An 18,588-nucleotide genomic window follows, 5' to 3' on the forward strand; every position below is an offset into this window, starting at 1 on the left:
AGAAATAAAAGTGTTAATGGAAATTATTATTTAATTGTTTATTAAATTCTTTATAAAATTGATATTTTTACCGACCCGCAGCCATCGCTGTGGGCTTTTTTTGTATTTGTTGTCAATCTTATGAAATAAATTTTTCATATATTTAATCTTATTGTTCATATACTTATGCAAATAGTTGACTTAAATTATTGACTAGGTCAATTAATTGTAATATAATGGACTTACAAACAAGAGGAAGCCAGTCAAATAAACAAACCAAACGGTAAAAGAAAGGTTTCTACTTGGTAATAACTTCTATTAATAATTTTTTAAGGACACCACTATGATTAAAAGAGAAATTAAAGAATGGGGCTTAGCTTTCTGTCTTAACGCAGTTTTAGGTTTACTAGAGGGTGACGTAGATTTTGCAGAGAGTGCTAACTTAGCTCTAGATATCTTAATCAAAAAATTAGCAGACGAAAACATCTACGACCTAGAAACTTTAAAAGATCAGATAGAGAGAAAATACTTCCCAGAGTACTACGATAGCAGCTACTACGATGACGAAGATGAAGAATATGACGAAGATGATTACGATTTTGATCGTCTAGAACTTGGTGATGAAGTAGAAATTACAGAATACTCAGAACAACGTTGGATTGAAGATGTTATTGAGTATCTTGTTGAACAAGGTCGCATTGAGTTTGATGAAAAAAATAACGTTTGTTATGACGTTGAAGGAGCTAACAATGACTAAATCACTAACGAAATTTGAAGAACTTAAAAAGGATCGACAACTTTCTCACCAGGTAGCTTTAAAAATTAGAGAATTGAGATGGATAGTTAACCAAATAGGTCAAATTGCAACCCATAAATTTTCTGAATTAGGAGGTTTTGATAGAAATAATCGCCCATCTTATCGTGATATTGTCATTAATCTTTGCAGTGCCGACCCATCATTAAATCTGGTTCTTCTCTGTGGGGAGAAAGGTCAAGAGCTAGCTTCGAAAGGACACAGATTAAACGTTATCCGCTTATCTACACTAATCTCCGAAGAAATGATAAAAGAAGCCATTAAAATTACGGAGTATTTAGCACCGTATGAGTTTTCGGAGTTGTTTAGTACTGAAAGACTAGCTGGAAACGGAACCCACACCGTAGTCGCAGGCTGGGATCTGATCCTCACCTCAATGTCGGAGAAATTAGGATACTATAATTTTTATTATTAACCATAAATAACCTGTAGGGGCTCTCCCGTGAGCCCTTACCCCCTCAACCTCATCTATAACAACTTTAACTAATGGAGTTTAACCATGAAAGTATGTAAAAACGCAACTGTAAACGCAATCCTTAACGCAACCCGCGCATTAGCTACCATTTTAGACGACTACGGCTCTATGATTGTTAATGCTGCTTATATGCGTGATAAAGCCCTATATGGCAGAAAGTTCTCTATGGACTTCGAAGTTAATTTTTATACAAAGAATGGCATTGTAATGGCTGAAGTGGACGAAACACAAGGAGAGGAAATTCTTAACATTTTAGATCGTCTGGAATTTGAAGACTTCCCTACTACGAATTACGTGTACCACGATACAGAATTACTAGAAGATTTAATACACGATTTCAAAACGATTGCTAAACAGTTTCCAGAAGTTAAAGTGCTGTTAAAAGGAACTAAGTTCAAATTTATCGAGTGGCAAACTTTCGCTGTTTACGTGCTTAATAGCCTACACCTATACCGCTACGTGTCTGATTTATTTGAATACGAGCTACAAGGCTGGGATATCAAATTTACCCACGTTGAACACGAAGCTGATCTACTAAATAAAATTAAAGAACGCTTAATCCCTTACGATTTCTGGGATCACGATGAGGAAGAGGACGGTGAGTTCAAATTTGCTCACGGGGAAACTCCAGCTATCATTAAGCTAGGTTTCTACAAAGAGAGAATTCCATACGCACGTGGTTATGGTAGAGAATTAGCAAGAGATACAGATAACTTCCCACACTTTAATGCCACAGAATGGTACGCGTATCAAGTGCGCCTAAACGGTGGTAAAGAGTGGTAATACAGTTTAAGATTTAACACGGTAATTGAAGATAATATGCTAGATTTGTCAAAATATCAAACTGCGGATCAAATCAAGAAACCACTTAAAGCTGCATTTGTTGGTGAAAGCGGGGCAGGTAAAACCTATGGTGCTCTTGCCCTGGCTGACGCCATGAGAAGATTAAGTGACGATCCGGATATGTTTTACAGTTTAATTATAGATAGCGAAGCAGGTGCGTCCTCAATCGTAATTAATGATATGGCGTATAAGAATATGCTAATCAAAAGCGTACCGGATCACCAGCTAAGCTATAAAGTTATAAAGGAAACTATTACTCAAGCTATAGCCGACGGCATTAAACTGGTAATTGTGGATAGTATTAGTCCGGCTTGGAGTGGATTGAGTGGATTATTTGGGAGTGCTGTTGCGCAAACGAAAGGTAATGTTAAATTACAGACGCACTTTATGATTACTAACAAGCAGAATGAGAACATATCATACTTCCAAAATCTTCCTATCCCATTAATCTTCACTATCAAGGAGAAAAAGTCCGTAAACGTTGAAGAAGTCAATGGTCGACAGTATGTGAACTCGATAGACAAGATTGATCAGAAAAAAGGCTTTGAGTTCTTTTGGGATTTAATCTTAGAGCAGAAACGTAAGGGCTACCAATTCCCTAATGGCGCTATTGCTACACAAGTTGACGTTGCTGACTACGCCTTAAGTGTTAACCAACCTTTATCAACGTACGTTAAGGCTAATAATTTAGTCGAGATTAATAACGTCACTAATGTGGAAAAGAGCCGCATTGGAGCATTCTTACAAGGAAGGGTAGTGAAACTCACTAAACTAGATTACCAACGACTTGTAGCAAAAGCATACGGTCAAATTACTTCCATGCTGTTTGAAGATAACGTACCACAGTTCTTCTATGACAATAATCGACAAGGGGCAATTGCTTGGGCTACCGAGAATAAAGACCAATTAACTGATTTCGATAAACGTGCCATTAAATATCTATTTGACTTATAGGAGGACTGGTGACAAGTAGTAACCTACCATATTACGAAATTAATGCCGCACAGCGGTCAGAAGAGTGGTTTCGTGCCCGTACTTTACGCCTTACAGCTTCTTCAGCAAAGCACTTCACACGACTGAAAAGTGGGAAGATTTCTAAGGTTGCCTGTGATATGGCGGAAAAGGTAGCATTATCCATTATTGCAAATCGGTACGCTGCACACGAGATCAAAGACCTAGTTAGCAACTCCAGCTTTATTATGCAATTAGGTACTATTGGTGAAGCATATGCTAGGGATGCTTACAAGGCCCTTTTTCCTGAATACCAAGTGAGGGAAAGTGGCTTACTAGTTTCCAAAAGCAATGACTTCTTAGCAGCTTCTCCAGATGGTGTAGTATCGGTATTAAATCCTGAAACAGGTAAATACGAGCCCGAGGGCTTGCTGGAGATTAAAACCCCGACTAGGGATACTCATATAAACTTCCTAGTCAATGGTGTAATCCCTGAAGAGTACTATGCGCAAATCTTGCACCAATTGCTTGTAACCGGCTGTAAATGGGTCGATTTCGTGACTTATTACCCTGATATTGATTACAAGAAAAGCTTTGCTATTAAACGCGTATATGCTAATCAGGAAGAGCTTAAACAATACGGTGAGGTATTAGACGAACTGTGTGACCTTATACAATCTAAGCTGGCGTCATTTGCAGATAATGAAAAGGAACTTAACAGCAAAACGTATATAAACTCAGTAAAATTACCGCCTAAAGAAGTAGACCGTATTCTAAAAGCAGTTAAAAAGGACTTCATCTTATATTCGAACTTCGGGAGATTTGTTTCTAATCGTAATGGATACGAAACCGATGAAGCAGTAGCTTCTGTCCCAACGCCAGAGGAAATAAGAATACAAGAGGACGCCATTATTGTAGAGTATCTGGAAGATCATCCAGAACTCAAAGGGAAAGCTAGACGTAGCTTATTATGGGAAGCCAAACGAGAACGTCGTCAGAAAGACGAACAAGAACTTGATGAGGCTAATCAACAGTTTATAAATAGTCTGGAGTAATGAAATGACTTACTATCGAACTAATAATAAATCTTTACTAGCACAAATCAAAGAACTATATAAAACAACTCTTCCTAAAGGGGCAAGTTTAATTAGAACTATTTACGAAGTGCAATAATATCTGGTAAAAAAATAGCACTCCGTAAAGGAGTGCTAGAATTTTTCAGTAACTACGTGTGCCACAAAATTAATCTTTGATAACTTATGGATAAATTGGATGCAATGCAACGACTTATTGTTGCAGAGATTAAAGGTTCAGTTCTCAATGCCGAGGTAGAGAAAAAGATTGATAAGCTGGTTAATACCACAAACCATCATCGGCATAAATTAGACGAACTAACCTACAAAATTAACAAACTTTTACTGGTGCTAAATGAACTCCATATACATGGAACTAACCTAGAACGCTCTTACACAGTAAAAGAGGTCGCGGATATGCTAGGCGTTGCTTACACTACCTTTCTAAGTAGAATTTACGCTAACAAATACATACAACCGCATAAGGTAGGTAGTAGACCCTACTATTACGCTAAGGATATAGCTATCCTTAAAGAACAAACCAAGGAGTTACAAGGTCATGCAGAACTTCAGCGCCCTGGAGAAACTAGCAAAGGTTGATTATAACGTGCAAATGCTTGGACTAAGTTTATCTACGATTATCAGCTACGACGTAGATGACAAAATCCGCCAAGAAGCCATAGAAAGTGCTTTACTAATGCGTGATGAGCTTTTCTTCCATGATGAAGACGTTTATATATTTAATTGCATTAAGAGTAATATAAATCTACTGTCACCTAGTATTCAGAACGGCTATAACCTTGATCCAGAATACGTAAGAAATATCATACTAAGTAATTCTGACGAATACCTTTCCAAATTTGATGAGGACAATAAACGCCAGATAATCTATAAGCAACTTTTAAACCACGTAAATGACGTCGTACAGTATGCTTATATGCGTTTAAATCTTGTAAACGTGGATCATATCAACCGCGTAAAAAAAGCGCTCACAGATCAATTTGTGGCGCAAAAATCACAAACCGCTTTGTTGGACTTAGAGAATAAACAAGACAATGCCAGTGGATATTTACCTGAGCTATTGGATCAGCTTTCGAAAGTACAATACACAGCGATCTCAGGAATGAAAAGTAAGGATTTACTAATGGATCACCTAGACGAAATTATTGATAACAATGATTATGGATTACCCGAAGTAAATATACCTTTTTCTTGCTATGCAAAAGTACCTAACGATATGGTTAACGGCGGCTTAAAAAAGAGAACCTTTTGCATTGTAGCAGCGCCGTCTCATGCAGGAAAAACCACCTGGGCTATCCAGCAACTTATAGATATCCTGTTAGCTAATAAGAAACTATATGTTACTTTTTACAGCGTGGAGTTACAAGCGGAAGATTTAGTACTACAAATCGCACGCTCGTTCTGTTACCAGTATCCGTACCAATTTCTTAATCGACAACAGTTTATTGATAGATACCTGCACAGAGATCAACTATCACTAGAAGAGAATGTGCAAACCGACGCTATAGCTGTCAAGTTCTTCGCCTTTTGGTTGCAACAAAGCGGTTGGTCACATTATATCAAAATTTTGGGAGCAGATAAAGTCGATAGCATTGAAACTCTAGAAAAAGATATTGTAAACGACCATATTGTTGGTAAAAAGCCCGAAGTCATCTTCATTGATTACTTACAAGCACTTAATTCTAAGCCAATTGGAAGTAAAGATGAACCTAGTCCTTACCAATCTAATACTCTAATCTCAAAAAAGCTTAGCGCATTAACGAAAAAATATGGTATCCGTTGCTTTGCGCTATCCCAAGTAAGAGATCCAGAAACAGGCGTATATTGTGCTAGCAATATGCCAACAGCTACGTCAATTAAAGATAGCAGACAGTACACTCAAGACGCAGATATTATCGTGACACTGTGTGCCTACAATGCGCAGAAAGACGATGAATATAGATTACCAGAAGGATTATTTACCCCACGTCCGAGCCCAGATGGAAGTTACAAGATTGTCTGGTACTCAATAGTGAAAAATCGTCAAGGTCCTATAAGTGAGTTTCCAAGATACTTCTTTAACCATAAAGGCATGGCATTAGCTAGGTTTCAAATTGCCCCATGTTTAGTGGCTACTGATAAAGTCAAATTCCCACGTCTTGGTCTTAGTAAAGCTGACGTTTATCAAAAGGTTCTAGATACTTTCAAAAATAAGGATTAAATATGCTACTACAAATTACTGCTATCCCAGGTTGGTATAAACCAGAAGTTATCCTCCGCGAGCTACAAGAAAAGCTTTACGTACCATATAAAGGCACTGACGAGGATACTGTTCACTACTTATTCGAACGTTTCCATAAGTATCTTAATACCTTAAAACACGACGCGCTTGCAGATACCACTTATTTTAACCAATACCCGTGGATTACAGAACAGTTTTATTTTGCTTTCCCATCGTTGCAAGAGCAATTCGCAAGTAAGCGCCTATTACATCGCCATACTGATGAAATTGTTCGTCATATTACCCTATTTTTTAGCTACCTATCGCAATTTAGACTATACGATAAGCAGCTAGCTACCGTTTACAAAGAAACCTATTGCGTAACTACAACGCGAGTGTTATCTTTACTGTGCTTAATAAGCAATATTAAACGTGGGTTAATAGAGGTAAAAGATGGTCGACGAGAGAATGCCTTTTAAACGCTTTTTTGCGGTACTTTACGAAGAACGTGAGGAGTTTAAAGAGCTAGCACGGAAAACGCTTAAAATGCTACCCTACAGCGCATTTATAGAGTGGAATTGTGAGGATGGTTGGTACGCCAAAAGTGCCAACCCCAAATTCTTAGATGCAGATCTTTCGGCTCTAAGTAAATATGCCCCTGAGTACAATCCTGGCGTTGAGGTAACAGATACCAATGACATTTTTAGCTGGGCTAACCATCAACTTCGTAGCATGCAGCTGAAGGTAGATAATATTCGAGTTTCTAAAGATAGAAATGATTGGCATCGCGTTGCAACGGAAACTGGTAAAAGTGGCAACAAAGACGGTGGATACATACTACTGATTGACGAAACAGTTACACTAATGGTCGTTAATTACCACCTTTCAGATCAAGTAAGAGTTTTCCACCCACGTAGAGCCGTAGTTTTACCGGATCAGGCGGATCTGAAGCTAAAAATCGAGAAAAATCGGGCATATTTCAGGGAGAAAAAATACTTAGCATTTATTTCCCAAGTGCAAACTAAGCTAAGAACGGAAGATGACATACTAAACTTCCTTAATGCTGGATTGCTGAACCAAACTATTGGACGCTTCCGTGGTTTGGGAAAAATATCCAAGATTAACCCTAAATATATTTACGATAAACAACTGTTTTTTTGGATATTTGGTGATGATGAGTTCTTCGTGGTTACACAACCTATGGAGGGACTTGGGCAAAGATTTAATGCTGGAGATATTATTATCCCCATCACGGATATAAGAACAAATAAAATCTGCTCATTACAGATCATCTATCCAAGTGGAAGCAAGCGCTTTCTCAAAGGATACCCCACAAATATGGGCGTGTTTGTTTTTAACGAGAAACTTGATGACTTAGAGCAGAACAAAATAATCCTTTGCGAGGGGTTTGCTACCGGAGCGTCCATAATGAGCACACTATGCAGCTTTAAGCAGCATAAACACGCCCTTGTGGCTTGTTGCTTTAGCAAGGGTAATCTTGAACGTGTAGCCAACTATATTGCTAACAGTGGAGTTATGCGTGAAGTGCTTGTTATTGCCGATAACGATATCGATGAGAACGGTAATGCTAAAAACCCATTACCACCCGACACTACCGTCGGCTCTGGCTTAGAGAAATGCAAGATTAGCTGGATGTACCCACCAGCGCTCAAAGATTTCGATTACACGTATTTTCGTAATTTAACCCGCTTTCAAGTGCAAAGCGATGTATTGAGAGAGAAAGTAATAAAAGTGCTGGACTATGGAGTAGTTAATGATTTTAACGACTTATATGTTTTAGCTTCGGCAGAAGTAAATAGCTTCCTAGTCCAAGAAAGTAAACTAATGCAAGCGGCTGTAGCTAGGATCACAGGTCTAGCCGGTCCCGAAGATTTTTTATGGTAACAATATGAGTGGAAATCCTATTTTAGATTTAGTTTTAATTGCAACAACGTATGGTCTTTCAGCTGTATTCTTAAGCTTTAGCGTAGTAGTTTGGCGTCAATATATCAAGAATGACAGCTACGATTTACCTATGCTGTATTACTTTACTTTTGCGATTGGCTTTGCTGTTGCCCTAGCGGTGTTAAGCACGTTAACTCTTATTAAATTTTATTAACACCTGTTTTATACCTGTTTTTAGCACCTGTTTTTTCAGTTACGCTTTATGACTATATTTTTACAGCTGGCAAGCGATACTTCCGATCTCATTATATGGTTTCTTTGGTTATCTGTGGCAGTAACGGGGTGTATGCTTATAGTAGCACTTATCTTTTTTTCCCTTGTGGCAATCATCTCTATGGTCGAAGAGAATACGAATACGTGGGATTTTATCATAGCAACCATATGTATACTTCTAGGCTTTTCTCTAATTCTCCTTGCTATTGGAATAGGTGTCGTTGAATTAATCAATAAATTCTTTTAAAAGAGGTTTCCATGGCTTACTCCCAACACTATATTATCAATAAGGTTCTGGAGTATCGTTCTATCGTGGATTATATCGACGTTTTAGAACTGGCAATACTGCATAACGAAACTGACGCTAATAAAATCTGGAGTATGATTAAATGCCCAGCTCCTATAAATTTACTGTTTGATTACAATAAAAAGTATAAGGGTCAGATTGGTGAACATATCATACGCACAGAACAGTACTTTTATATGCTCTTATTTGCGCGTCTAATGCGTGAAACAACCTTAACCTTAGGAAAGCTAAGGAGAGCATATGAAACGCTTGTAAAGTGGTCCAGAACGCGAAATTTCGTACTAGGTAATACGCACTTCTTTGATTACAAGAAGAATGCATACAATTTCAGAGCATTACGCTTCTTTAAATTAAATTTAGGAAAACAAATGCACCCAACTATTGACTTTAAAAGCTGCCGAGAATTAGTGCAATATTTTGAAATTAACCCTAATAACTTGGTAAAACTATTTAGCCATTACCACCAGTATAACTTGCACGTACCAGTGCCGTCTAAAGCAGCGTTTCGTGCAATCTTTAGTGCTATCAAAACTATTATTAAAGAATACGAGGATAAACCTGATAAATTCTGGTTGTACGAGCAAGGTGAACGTATTTATAAATTAACTGGAAGAAGTGATTGTGAAGAATATGTAACAAAACATATGACGAACTTTTACTTTAGCTTAGAGTACCTAATTGCTAATTGTAAGGACGAGAATTATAGGGCTCATTACTTCCCCCGTTTTAAGAAAAAACCCCTCTAGCACTACACTAGAGGGTAAACAATTAAAACAAATCAAGCAATTCTTGCAAACCGTGTTGCTTTAAAATTTCAAACCACGCTGTAAATACTATCACCTTTTCATTGGCATAGTCATAGCGATGGTAAGATTTGTCACTCTGGTTTGCTAAATCTTTACCATGAGCAATACAAGCGGATATAGCGTCTTTATATTGAGGTAAACGTTCAATCATAGTGGAGAAAAACAATGCTCTGAAGCCGTGTAAAGTAGCGTTAAAACCGATTTTCTTAAGATGATGTATTAAGTTTCCACGAGGGAGACTTTCCCAATCTAGAAGTTTAGCTACTTCTTGTTTAATGAACACAGTGTGCTCTCTGCCCTTTTTCATTCTTTCGGCTGGTATATGCCACATAAAACCACTGTCAAAAGGCTCTATAATATCTTGCTTTGTTCTTTTTAATACTTCATTACAACGGCATGCTGTTAGGATTATTAACAACAGGTTAGCTATATACTCAAGCTTTAATTTTCTTAGATCTTTGAAGAATTGATTAAGTTCTGATAACTCCAGTGCCTTACGACTTTTTACTTCAACTTTCTCCGGAAATAGTTGCGAAAACTTAGGCAAAGGGCAAGGATCAATAAGACGATTTCCAGTGCCATAATCGACTACACTCTTAATGAAAGAGTAAAAATATGATTTATTATTTGCACTTGAAGCTATTTTATCCAGTTCTTGTTTAATCAACAGTGGAGTGATATTTTCCATTGTAGTTCTTGATAGCTCCGTTTTTGATAAAATTTTAGATACAGATTGATATTGCCTAAGTGAGTTAAATGCAAGCTGTGGTTTTTTGAAATCAAGGTAAAGAGTAATTAACGATTGCATTGTTAACGAATTAGATTTACTGACGTTAACAATGGAAGCTGGTGTCCCATCTTTATATGACTTTCTTAAAGCTAAAGCCATTTCCCTAGCCTTTTCGATAGATATGAAGCCTTCCATGAAATGATGGTATTCTCCTATCGTAATGCGGGATTGATTTTCTTTTGAACCTAAAACTATCGACCAGCTTCCTTTGCCCAAATATTTAGAACTAAGTCTTAATTGCAAACGAGCACCATCGGATAAGGTAACCGTTTTCTTATTGACTTTTATTTTTGCTATTGCTTGATTTATTACAGTTTTGTTTAGCTTACCGTACATAAAGTTCCTATCAAAATATCGACTTAGTTAACCTGACTTTATGGATAAAGTGGAGGTATAACTGAGGTCTACTCTTAGTAAAGTGATAGTAATATTTTAGTATTTCCACCACTTTATTAATCGTTTGCAAAACTAATACCGATTAGTTTTTAAGTCGAAATATCAATAGGTTATAGGTTGGGGTAATGCTTTTTTCGTTTTTGTTGTTATTTTATAAGAACAAATTAAATTTATTAACTCTTGCTGATGACAACATTAAAACCTTAGGAGTTAATCTAAAAGCGCTTAAACTAGTTATTTGTTTATTAGCTCTCTTATTAACTTCATGCGTAATTAGTGTGGTAGGGACTATAGGTTTTGTAGGACTCTTAGCTCCTCACATTGCCCAGAAACTCGTAGGCAAAGATAATCGTGTAAAAATAATTGCTTGCATGGCTGTAGGTAGTATTTTACTCTTACTATCTGACTTAGTATCGCGTGTAGTTTTATGTCCAGCCGAAACTCCAGCAGGATTAATTATTGCTATGCTAGGTTCTCCATATTTCTTGTATTTAGCCATTAGTAAAAAATAGGAGATTTATGGAACACAACATTATGCAATATCGACATGCATTGCTAAGAAAGAAAAGTCTATACTTAATAATCTCACTATTATTAGTATTAGTCCTTTTCTACCTATCATTGTCATTAGGTACAAGCTCATTTTCTCTATCCCAGATCATTGAAGCTTTAACTAATAAAGGTAATAGCGATTATTTTGCTATCAATGAATACCGCTTACCACGAGCTATACTCGCCATTTTTGTCGGCATGGGATTTGCTATTAGTGGCTTAATGATTCAAAACACTCTTAACAATGATCTAGCTTCAGGTGAAACCCTTGGTATTAATAATAGTGCAGGGCTATTTTCCGTTCTAGCACTAACGCTATTCCCATCGTTTGCCCAAACACACTTACCTTTGTTTGCTTTAATAGGTGGTTTACTAAGTTTTGCTATTTTATGGTTTGTCATAAAAGCGAGCTCTTTAATCCATAATTTAATAATTATCGGTGTAGCTTTAGCCACATTTTATGCAAGTATAACTAACTTTCTCATTTTGAGCTTCAAGTTGGACATAAGTTCAACTTTAGTATGGCTAACCGGATCGCTGTGGGGCAGAACTTGGACGCAAATCTATATTTATTTACCTTGGTTACTAGCGTTTATTCTACTAGGTTTAGGTAGCATTAAGATTCTAAAATTATATTTATTAGGCGATGTTAAAGTCCAAAATCTAGGTTACGATGTTAATAAATATAAAATCTTAATTTTATTCTTAGCTACTATTATTAGTTCACTTGCAGTATCGATTACCGGTCCAATTAGCTTTTTAGGTTTGATAGCTCCGCATATAGCGAAACGCATTTACGGTAATATAAGTTATCTCATTCTATATATGAGCACGGCATTAATTGGTGCAATTTTACTACAAAGTGCTGATATTTTAGCTCGAATAATTAAACCGCCTGTAGAGTTCCCAACCGGAGTACTAACCGCTGTAATTGGAGCTCCTTACTTTTTCTATTTAATCATCAGGAAGAGGGGATGATATGAGTATAAAACTTCATGACCTATCTGTTGGTTACAATAACAATTCCATTCTAGAGAACATTACTTTAGAAATTCCGCAAGGTAAAATCATTGCTTTACTTGGAGTAAACGGTTGTGGCAAATCTACATTATTAAAATCAATTGCTAAAATTCAACAAAGCCTTAAAGGGAAAGTTGAAATTGATGGTAAAGATGTAGAAGCATTTACACATAAACAACTAGCTCATAAGATTTCCTACCTCCCTCAGCATAGCGAAAAAATCGAAGGAATTACAGTTTATGATTATGTTGCCTTTGGTAGAACTCCATATTTAGGCTTTTTAGGAAGACTAAAGAAAGCAGATCATGATAAAATTAAGCAAGCAATAGAATTGACAAAAATTTCTCATTTGCAAAATAAAATGCTTAATGAATTGTCTGGAGGACAGCTGCAATTAGCTTGTTTAGCCATGACAATTGCTCAAGATACAGATTACATACTGTTAGACGAACCAACTACTTATTTAGACTTAAGTCATCAGCTAGAATTAATGGAAATTATTAAGAATTTACAAACTCTTAATAAAACCGTAATTATGGTGCTACATGATATCAACCAAGCATTTAGATATTGTGACTATTTATTTATCTTTGGTAATAAGCGTTTATTAAACCATGGAGAACCAGCTCAAATCATTAACGCAAAAATGCTTGAAGATAACTTTAATCTAAAAGGTCTAATAAGCAATTGCCCAGTGTCTAGCAAACCTTGCTTTTTTGCATATTAACAATAACTTTAAGGTCAGTTCGTTTGAACTGACCTTTTCTTATGTAACATGACTGACTCATATAATAAAGTAAACGATGCTGCTCTTTGGCATCCATATAATAAAATTGGTAACAATTCCAATTTACTAATCACTAAAGCCCAAGGCTCTTTTATTTATAGTAATAACTTAAAACTTTTAGATGGCGTATCTAGCTGGTGGTCTGTAGCTTATGGTCACAATAATCCTCGCATAAGCACACAGATTCAGGAGCAAGTTAATACATTATCGCATGTAATGTTTGCAGGGCTTACTCACGAGCCAGCTATACAAGCTACAAATGCTCTACTAAATATTACGAATAACGATTTTGCATATTGTTTCTATGGAGATAGCGGCTCTGTTGCTGTAGAAATCGCTTTAAAAATGTCACTACAGTATCACTTAGCACTAATCAAACCTCGTAGTAAATTTTTAGCGCTTAAAAACGGTTATCACGGTGATACTTGGCATGCTATGCTTGTTTCTTGTCCTGAAAATTCAATGCATTCTCTATTTACCAACAATAACCCTAATCTGTTTGTAGCTCCACCTCCAGCATTATCAGAGCAAGCCTACGACTCTCAAAACAGCCATTACAAGCATCCATTAACCGACCAAGAGTTTATAGGTTCACAATTTTACAAAGATCTAATGCAGGTTATCACCAAACATGGAGATGACATAGCTGCATTTATTTGCGAACCAATGGTTCAGGGTGCTGGTGGGTTTAACTTTTATGATCTAAGATACATTGATAAGGCTATACAAATACTTCATGATAAAGGCATCTTAGTAATTTTTGATGAAATCGCAACCGGATTCGGTCGAACTGGTAAAAACTTTGCTTATCAACATATAGAGAATAAACCAGATATTATTACACTAGGCAAAGCTTTAACTGGTGGACATATTACCTTAGGCGCGACTTTAGTTACAGAAGAAATCGGTAAAAGCATATCTAATAATCCACCTTACGCTTTTATGCACGGTCCGACTTTTATGGCTAACCCCTTAGCTCTAAGAGCAGCTAAGGCAGCTGTTGAGTTATATACTGACAATTTTGTAATTGATAAAGCTAATGGCACAAATAAAATAGCTGATAAATTTTATTCAGCCTATCAAGCGTTAAAATCAAAAATCACTAATTACAACTGTAAATATATTGCTAACTTAAGATATCTTGGACCAATCTTTTGCCTTGAATTTACCAATACCGTAAATAGTAAACTAATCCAAGATTTCTTTATACAAAATAACGTTTGGTTAAGACCTTTTGGTAAAATCTTATACTTATTGCCACCTTACACAATAAGCAACCAAGAGCTAGAATTTTTAGTTGCCACTGTAGATAAGTTTGTAGAAGCATATGGATCTAATCCTCAAGTATTAGCTAATTATCAATCATTTGTATAGGAGATTGCATGAGTCAAACTTACATAAAACAAGCTCAAGATTATCTAGAAAATCTTAGATCGCAAAATGCTCAACGCACTCTTCAAGCTTATACAGAGGATAAAATCATCTATCTAAATACTAACGACTATTTAGGTATTGCTAAACTTTCAGCTAATGAGCTATATGAAAACTACCAAAAATTCTTTACAAATCTCACTAACTACAAAGTATTAAACAACACTAAGCAAAGCTTATTAGAGCTCACTGAAAACTTTAACAGCCTATTAAATATAGATCCATTAACTGGATCAACAGGCAGTAGATTATTATCAGGTTCTAACAACTGCACATACCTAGTAGAACAATTCTTTAGCATCATTGTAGAAAATGATAAAAGAGCTTTATACTACAATAGTGGTTACCATGCTAACCTAGGCATTATTCCATCTTTAGCTAGACTTAACAAAAAGACAGCAGTTGTTATGGATAGGTTAGCCCATGCTTCTATCATAGATGGAGTTAGACTTGCTGATGTGAACTTTTATCGTTTTAGCCATAACAATGTTGAGGACTTAAAACGTCAAGTTTCTAAAGCTATAGAAAGCGGTTACCAAAACATTATTCTTTGTGTTGAAAGCATTTACTCAATGGATGGTGACTGTTTAACTAAAGATGACTTCTTACAGATTATTGAATTAAAGAACACTCTTAGTAAGCAAAACATTAATCTTATAATCTACGTAGATGAAGCGCATGCTTTTGGGATATATGGAGCTAAGAAGTTAGGGTTAGTTGAGGAATACGGATTAGTAAATGACATTGATCTAATCGTTTGTCCGGTAGGTAAAGCTCTTAATAGCACAGGAGCTATTATCTTTGCTCATTCAGCTATTATTGAATATTTGATCAATACCTCCAGAACTTTTATCTATTCAACAGCATTACCTCCAGCAGTTTGCTTTAAAACACTTGCTGCCTATTTATATGTATTGAATAATGAGCTGCTAGTTGTGACTTATATAAACAAATGCAAATTATATAAACAACACTTAGAGAACTGTATTTCTCAATTACAAAGCTCTTCGATTAAGATTCTAGGTGACAACCATATAATTTCTATTGTCTTAAACAATAATTATTTAATTGATAAAGTTAAGCAGTTTTTCCTTGATCACAGCATTGTTATTGCTGGTATAAAACATCCTACAGTACCTAAAGGATCAGAACGTATACGCTTAAGCTTAACAATTGATGATTTAAATAATGATGTATTGTTAGATCGATTTACCTCTTTACTAACCAGCTTCATAGAAAGTGAGATAAGTTGCGAATTAACTAATTAACTTTATTATTACAAGAATATTAATATATGTTACAGTGTAACTTTTAAATAAAGATCAAATTTTTGAACAATTATTAATAACAGTTACACTGTAACATTCTGCTATTAATAGCAGTTAATAAAAAATTAATAACAGTCATAAATCCGCCATACAAAGTTACACTGTAACTTATTGACGAACTTTATTTAAAACCATTTGTTGCAATTTAAAGCTTCAGCATCTCTAATACGAAAATAAAGTTTACTATTAAAATAAACTTTTGTTAAACTATAAAGTACAGTTAAGCTTACCAAGTTTAACTTATGCATAACAAAATAATGTTACAAGGTAACTTTTATAATGCGCTGTAAACCGATTAGCTGATTTGTTAAAAACCTTAATACAAATATTAGAAAATTTTAGCAATTTAATCCAATTATATTTTCTCGACAACTCTATTCAAGGACTGGGGATGTAAATATAAAAAAATAGCGGCTGCTAAAAAGTTACACTGCCACTTCAAAGATCGCGCTCTAAAAGATTTTTATCTAAATTTGGTGATCATAAAAAGCGTGTTATCAGCCACCACTTACCTATAAATATAGTGCTTAATTAAATCCATAAGCCCAAATCACCCTATTGTTAAAAAACAACAACTTACAGTATTTTGTAACCAATCTACCAAACAAAACAGTCTAAAGCTAAAAAAAAGACCAGCATTTGCTGATCCAGTTTTTCGAAATATATAATATACTTCAATAATTTTATCATTTATTAATTCAAGCGCTAAATTTCAACAATTTAGATTATAAAAGCTTTTTAATTTATTTCGTATAATGTCACTTATGTTAAGTTTTTAAAGTGTAATAGTGTGTAATTTTCCTATTTAGACAATAATTATTAATATTGGAAGTAGGAAAATTACACTTTTATTTTAGCATATTTTACGTATGCTACAACTGATATTTTTAACTAAAATTATTATCATATTTTACAGCGTATAAATACAAAAGTCTCTTAGTATTTGTTACAGTGTAACTTTAATAAGCGGTTGTAAAAAATATATCATCTATATGTAAACCTCAACAACAAAACACAAGGTTCTCATTTATAATATTCACTACAAGTTCATTCAAGTTAAATTGCATTTACTAAAATGAGCTTTACTCTAGTGCAATTGTCATATCTATAAGTTACACTGTAACTTTTGTCTGTAATGATATTGGTTGAAATATATCACGCGCATTGAAGTAAAACTAAACACCCATGTTTGATAAGTTTAAAATGGTAGATTAAAGTTCTTTGATTTTATCTTTGAATTTAACTTAAAAAGGGCTACCCTCTAACAGCATCAGCCCCCACCCAAATGTTACAGTGTAACTTTTACTCATTTTTAATAAATCAATATTTCAATGCTAATTTAAGATTAAAGCCTTTAACCGAATTGTCATTCGTGTATCTATCACCAAATACTGTAACATCATCTGCCTTTCTATTACCAGCAAATACGCTAGCATAAACATATGAATTAGCAAGGTCCTTATAGGAGTTCAAGAAGTAAGATTTTACCCCTAGTTCCACATAAGAAGTTTTTACAAGATAATTAGCATTAAAGGATCTGTTATAACTATTTACTTGATTCTTTACTAGTTTGATCTCTGGAATGAAATACTTGTTAAACTCGTAACTAGTTGTAAAAGCAACGTTGTACGTATAACTATCTAAATTTAAATAGACATTCCCCTCATGATCTGGATCAGAAGTAATCATAGAATGATCTCTGTACAATCCATATATAAACTCATAAGGTGTGTTTCTAAGAGAAAGATAGTCAAATTCTAGTTTACTAGTTAACCTATTTACATTGAACTGCAAGTTTGTATAAATCTGTAATGCGCTTGCTTTACCAGACATATAGTAGGTATCATCTACAACAAGTAGATCATTTGTAAAGTCATGTTTTAAAGTTATCCAAGAGGTCGTTAAAGTGAAGTTCACAAGATTGTTAGGGCTAGCATAACCTGTGGAAAGTTGAGCTATTTTAGCTTTAGAGGTTTCATATCCTAATCTTAATTCGCCATCACCGTAACTAAAATCATATTTAAAATAGCCTAAAAATGTTTTTGTATCATTAGGTTTAAATTTAATAGCTTTTCTAAAGAAGATGTTAAAGCGATCACGATTATATTCAAATCGGCCCAATGTAATTTCACCAAATTTTGCACTTTTAGCAAACACGGCTAAGTCAGTAAAACCCGAATAGTCATACTTAGCAATCATGTCTTCAAATACTTCATAATTCTTCTTTGAATAACCTAAGTGCATGCCTATTTCGAATGATGGATATTGAACAGACGGGCTTAACCGCAAAAAATAACTAGAGTATTTAAATTTCTCTCTTAAGATAAAATCTTTAAACTCTTTATCAGTACTTTTAAAGTTCAATTTTTCGACATTTAACAAGGCATGTGTGTCGAGCTTAATATAATATTTATCTTTTTCAATAAAATATAGTTTGGCATTAGCCGTTACAATAATACTAGCTAATGCTACTAATGCAACGCTTTTATAAAAATAATTCATAAGGATTTTTTTTGTTCATAAGCTAACACTCAAAAAAATCTTATTTCTTGGATAAGAAATGACAGTTTTTTGAGCAAGAAACTTTATTTTAAATGTTATGAGAGTAGTATGTGTTTTTACACAACTATTACGATG

General features: G+C 35.0%; 18 protein-coding genes. 16 read left to right on the plus strand and 2 right to left on the minus strand.

Annotated features, from left to right (window positions below):
• Positions 1-322 precede the first annotated feature (322 nt).
• The 11 genes from CKF58_RS06060 (at position 323) to CKF58_RS06115 (ending at position 9,587) form a co-directional block, all read left to right on the plus strand.
• A complete protein-coding gene (locus CKF58_RS06060) occupies positions 323-736 on the plus strand; it encodes a hypothetical protein (protein ID WP_119531989.1) in 414 nt (137 codons plus the stop codon).
• The gene (locus tag CKF58_RS06065; RefSeq protein ID WP_119531991.1) at positions 729-1,208 is read left to right on the plus strand and encodes a hypothetical protein; all 480 of its coding nucleotides are present in this window, start codon (positions 729-731) and stop codon (positions 1,206-1,208) included. Before CKF58_RS06060 ends, CKF58_RS06065 begins: the two co-directional genes overlap by 8 nt.
• A gap of 84 nt (positions 1,209-1,292) precedes the next feature.
• Positions 1,293-2,051, plus strand: a complete 759-nt coding sequence (locus CKF58_RS06070; RefSeq protein WP_119531993.1) for a hypothetical protein — start codon at positions 1,293-1,295, stop codon at positions 2,049-2,051.
• Positions 2,052-2,087: 36 nt separating this feature from the next.
• The gene (locus tag CKF58_RS06075; RefSeq protein ID WP_119531995.1) at positions 2,088-3,065 is read left to right on the plus strand and encodes a DEAD/DEAH box-containing ATP-dependent helicase; all 978 of its coding nucleotides are present in this window, start codon (positions 2,088-2,090) and stop codon (positions 3,063-3,065) included.
• A gap of 8 nt (positions 3,066-3,073) precedes the next feature.
• Entirely contained in the window at positions 3,074-4,117 is a 1,044-nt protein-coding gene (locus tag CKF58_RS06080) for a lambda exonuclease family protein (RefSeq protein ID WP_222987738.1), read from the plus strand.
• 204 nt (positions 4,118-4,321) lie between these two features.
• On the plus strand, positions 4,322-4,735 hold the full coding sequence (locus tag CKF58_RS06085; RefSeq protein ID WP_119531999.1) for a helix-turn-helix transcriptional regulator: 414 nt from the start codon (positions 4,322-4,324) through the stop codon (positions 4,733-4,735).
• Positions 4,695-6,356, plus strand: coding sequence for a DnaB-like helicase C-terminal domain-containing protein (locus CKF58_RS06090; protein WP_119532001.1), 1,662 nt, complete (start codon positions 4,695-4,697; stop codon positions 6,354-6,356). The genes CKF58_RS06085 and CKF58_RS06090 overlap by 41 nt, the downstream gene beginning before the upstream one ends.
• A 2-nt stretch (positions 6,357-6,358) precedes the next feature.
• Positions 6,359-6,835 (plus strand): hypothetical protein, encoded by a 477-nt coding sequence (locus CKF58_RS06095; RefSeq protein ID WP_119532003.1) that lies wholly within the window; start codon positions 6,359-6,361, stop codon positions 6,833-6,835.
• Positions 6,810-8,261: a primase/helicase family protein gene (locus CKF58_RS06100; RefSeq protein ID WP_147397229.1), complete on the plus strand. Its 1,452-nt coding sequence runs from the start codon at positions 6,810-6,812 to the stop codon at positions 8,259-8,261. Before CKF58_RS06095 ends, CKF58_RS06100 begins: the two co-directional genes overlap by 26 nt.
• A 4-nt stretch (positions 8,262-8,265) precedes the next feature.
• On the plus strand, positions 8,266-8,475 hold the full coding sequence (locus CKF58_RS06105; RefSeq protein ID WP_119532007.1) for a hypothetical protein: 210 nt from the start codon (positions 8,266-8,268) through the stop codon (positions 8,473-8,475).
• Positions 8,476-8,792: 317 nt separating this feature from the next.
• Positions 8,793-9,587, plus strand: coding sequence for a hypothetical protein (locus CKF58_RS06115; protein WP_119532011.1), 795 nt, complete (start codon positions 8,793-8,795; stop codon positions 9,585-9,587).
• Positions 9,588-9,609: 22 nt separating this feature from the next.
• Here the strand turns inward: CKF58_RS06115 and CKF58_RS06120 are convergent, their stop codons facing one another.
• Positions 9,610-10,773: a tyrosine-type recombinase/integrase gene (locus tag CKF58_RS06120; RefSeq protein ID WP_119532013.1), complete on the minus strand. Its 1,164-nt coding sequence runs from the start codon at positions 10,771-10,773 to the stop codon at positions 9,610-9,612.
• Positions 10,774-10,958: 185 nt separating this feature from the next.
• Here CKF58_RS06120 and CKF58_RS06125 point away from each other — a divergent pair, with 185 nt between their 5' ends.
• The 5 genes from CKF58_RS06125 to CKF58_RS06145 are packed head-to-tail and all read left to right on the plus strand — an operon-like array spanning position 10,959 to position 15,891.
• Positions 10,959-11,345: a FecCD family ABC transporter permease gene (locus CKF58_RS06125; RefSeq protein WP_119532015.1), complete on the plus strand. Its 387-nt coding sequence runs from the start codon at positions 10,959-10,961 to the stop codon at positions 11,343-11,345.
• A gap of 7 nt (positions 11,346-11,352) precedes the next feature.
• Entirely contained in the window at positions 11,353-12,363 is a 1,011-nt protein-coding gene (locus tag CKF58_RS06130; RefSeq protein ID WP_119532017.1) for an iron chelate uptake ABC transporter family permease subunit, read from the plus strand.
• Position 12,364: 1 nt separating this feature from the next.
• A complete protein-coding gene (locus CKF58_RS06135) occupies positions 12,365-13,132 on the plus strand; it encodes an ABC transporter ATP-binding protein (protein WP_119532019.1) in 768 nt (255 codons plus the stop codon).
• A 48-nt stretch (positions 13,133-13,180) separates the two neighbouring features.
• Entirely contained in the window at positions 13,181-14,566 is a 1,386-nt protein-coding gene (bioA, locus tag CKF58_RS06140; RefSeq protein ID WP_119532021.1) for an adenosylmethionine--8-amino-7-oxononanoate transaminase, read from the plus strand.
• A gap of 8 nt (positions 14,567-14,574) precedes the next feature.
• A complete protein-coding gene (locus CKF58_RS06145) occupies positions 14,575-15,891 on the plus strand; it encodes an aminotransferase class I/II-fold pyridoxal phosphate-dependent enzyme (protein WP_119532023.1) in 1,317 nt (438 codons plus the stop codon).
• A 1,380-nt stretch (positions 15,892-17,271) separates the two neighbouring features.
• On the opposite strand, the gene CKF58_RS06150 is transcribed toward CKF58_RS06145, so the two are convergent.
• Complete coding sequence (locus CKF58_RS06150) at positions 17,272-18,453, minus strand: hypothetical protein (protein WP_119532025.1); 1,182 nt, start codon at positions 18,451-18,453, stop codon at positions 17,272-17,274.
• Positions 18,454-18,588: the final 135 nt, after the last annotated feature.

The organism is Psittacicella hinzii (genome assembly GCF_003585935.1).
Classification (GTDB): Bacteria; Pseudomonadota; Gammaproteobacteria; order Enterobacterales; family Psittacicellaceae; genus Psittacicella; species Psittacicella hinzii.

Bases quoted from the DNA above. Each gene is read 5' to 3' on its own strand.
- CKF58_RS06145 (WP_119532023.1), top strand. From the start codon at position 14,575: ATGAGTCAAACTTACATAAAACAAGCTCAAGATTATCTAGAAAATCTT.
- CKF58_RS06075 (WP_119531995.1), top strand. From the start codon at position 2,088: ATGCTAGATTTGTCAAAATATCAAACTGCGGATCAAATCAAGAAACCA.
- CKF58_RS06100 (WP_147397229.1), top strand. From the start codon at position 6,810: ATGGTCGACGAGAGAATGCCTTTTAAACGCTTTTTTGCGGTACTTTAC.
- CKF58_RS06060 (WP_119531989.1), top strand. From the start codon at position 323: ATGATTAAAAGAGAAATTAAAGAATGGGGCTTAGCTTTCTGTCTTAAC.
- CKF58_RS06095 (WP_119532003.1), top strand. From the start codon at position 6,359: ATGCTACTACAAATTACTGCTATCCCAGGTTGGTATAAACCAGAAGTT.
- CKF58_RS06125 (WP_119532015.1), top strand. From the start codon at position 10,959: ATGCTTTTTTCGTTTTTGTTGTTATTTTATAAGAACAAATTAAATTTA.
- CKF58_RS06115 (WP_119532011.1), top strand. From the start codon at position 8,793: ATGGCTTACTCCCAACACTATATTATCAATAAGGTTCTGGAGTATCGT.
- CKF58_RS06135 (WP_119532019.1), top strand. From the start codon at position 12,365: ATGAGTATAAAACTTCATGACCTATCTGTTGGTTACAATAACAATTCC.
- CKF58_RS06150 (WP_119532025.1), bottom strand. From the start codon at position 18,453: ATGAATTATTTTTATAAAAGCGTTGCATTAGTAGCATTAGCTAGTATT.
- CKF58_RS06130 (WP_119532017.1), top strand. From the start codon at position 11,353: ATGGAACACAACATTATGCAATATCGACATGCATTGCTAAGAAAGAAA.
- CKF58_RS06090 (WP_119532001.1), top strand. From the start codon at position 4,695: ATGCAGAACTTCAGCGCCCTGGAGAAACTAGCAAAGGTTGATTATAAC.
- CKF58_RS06085 (WP_119531999.1), top strand. From the start codon at position 4,322: ATGGATAAATTGGATGCAATGCAACGACTTATTGTTGCAGAGATTAAA.
- CKF58_RS06120 (WP_119532013.1), bottom strand. From the start codon at position 10,773: ATGTACGGTAAGCTAAACAAAACTGTAATAAATCAAGCAATAGCAAAA.
- CKF58_RS06070 (WP_119531993.1), top strand. From the start codon at position 1,293: ATGAAAGTATGTAAAAACGCAACTGTAAACGCAATCCTTAACGCAACC.
- CKF58_RS06065 (WP_119531991.1), top strand. From the start codon at position 729: ATGACTAAATCACTAACGAAATTTGAAGAACTTAAAAAGGATCGACAA.
- CKF58_RS06105 (WP_119532007.1), top strand. From the start codon at position 8,266: ATGAGTGGAAATCCTATTTTAGATTTAGTTTTAATTGCAACAACGTAT.
- bioA (WP_119532021.1), top strand. From the start codon at position 13,181: ATGACTGACTCATATAATAAAGTAAACGATGCTGCTCTTTGGCATCCA.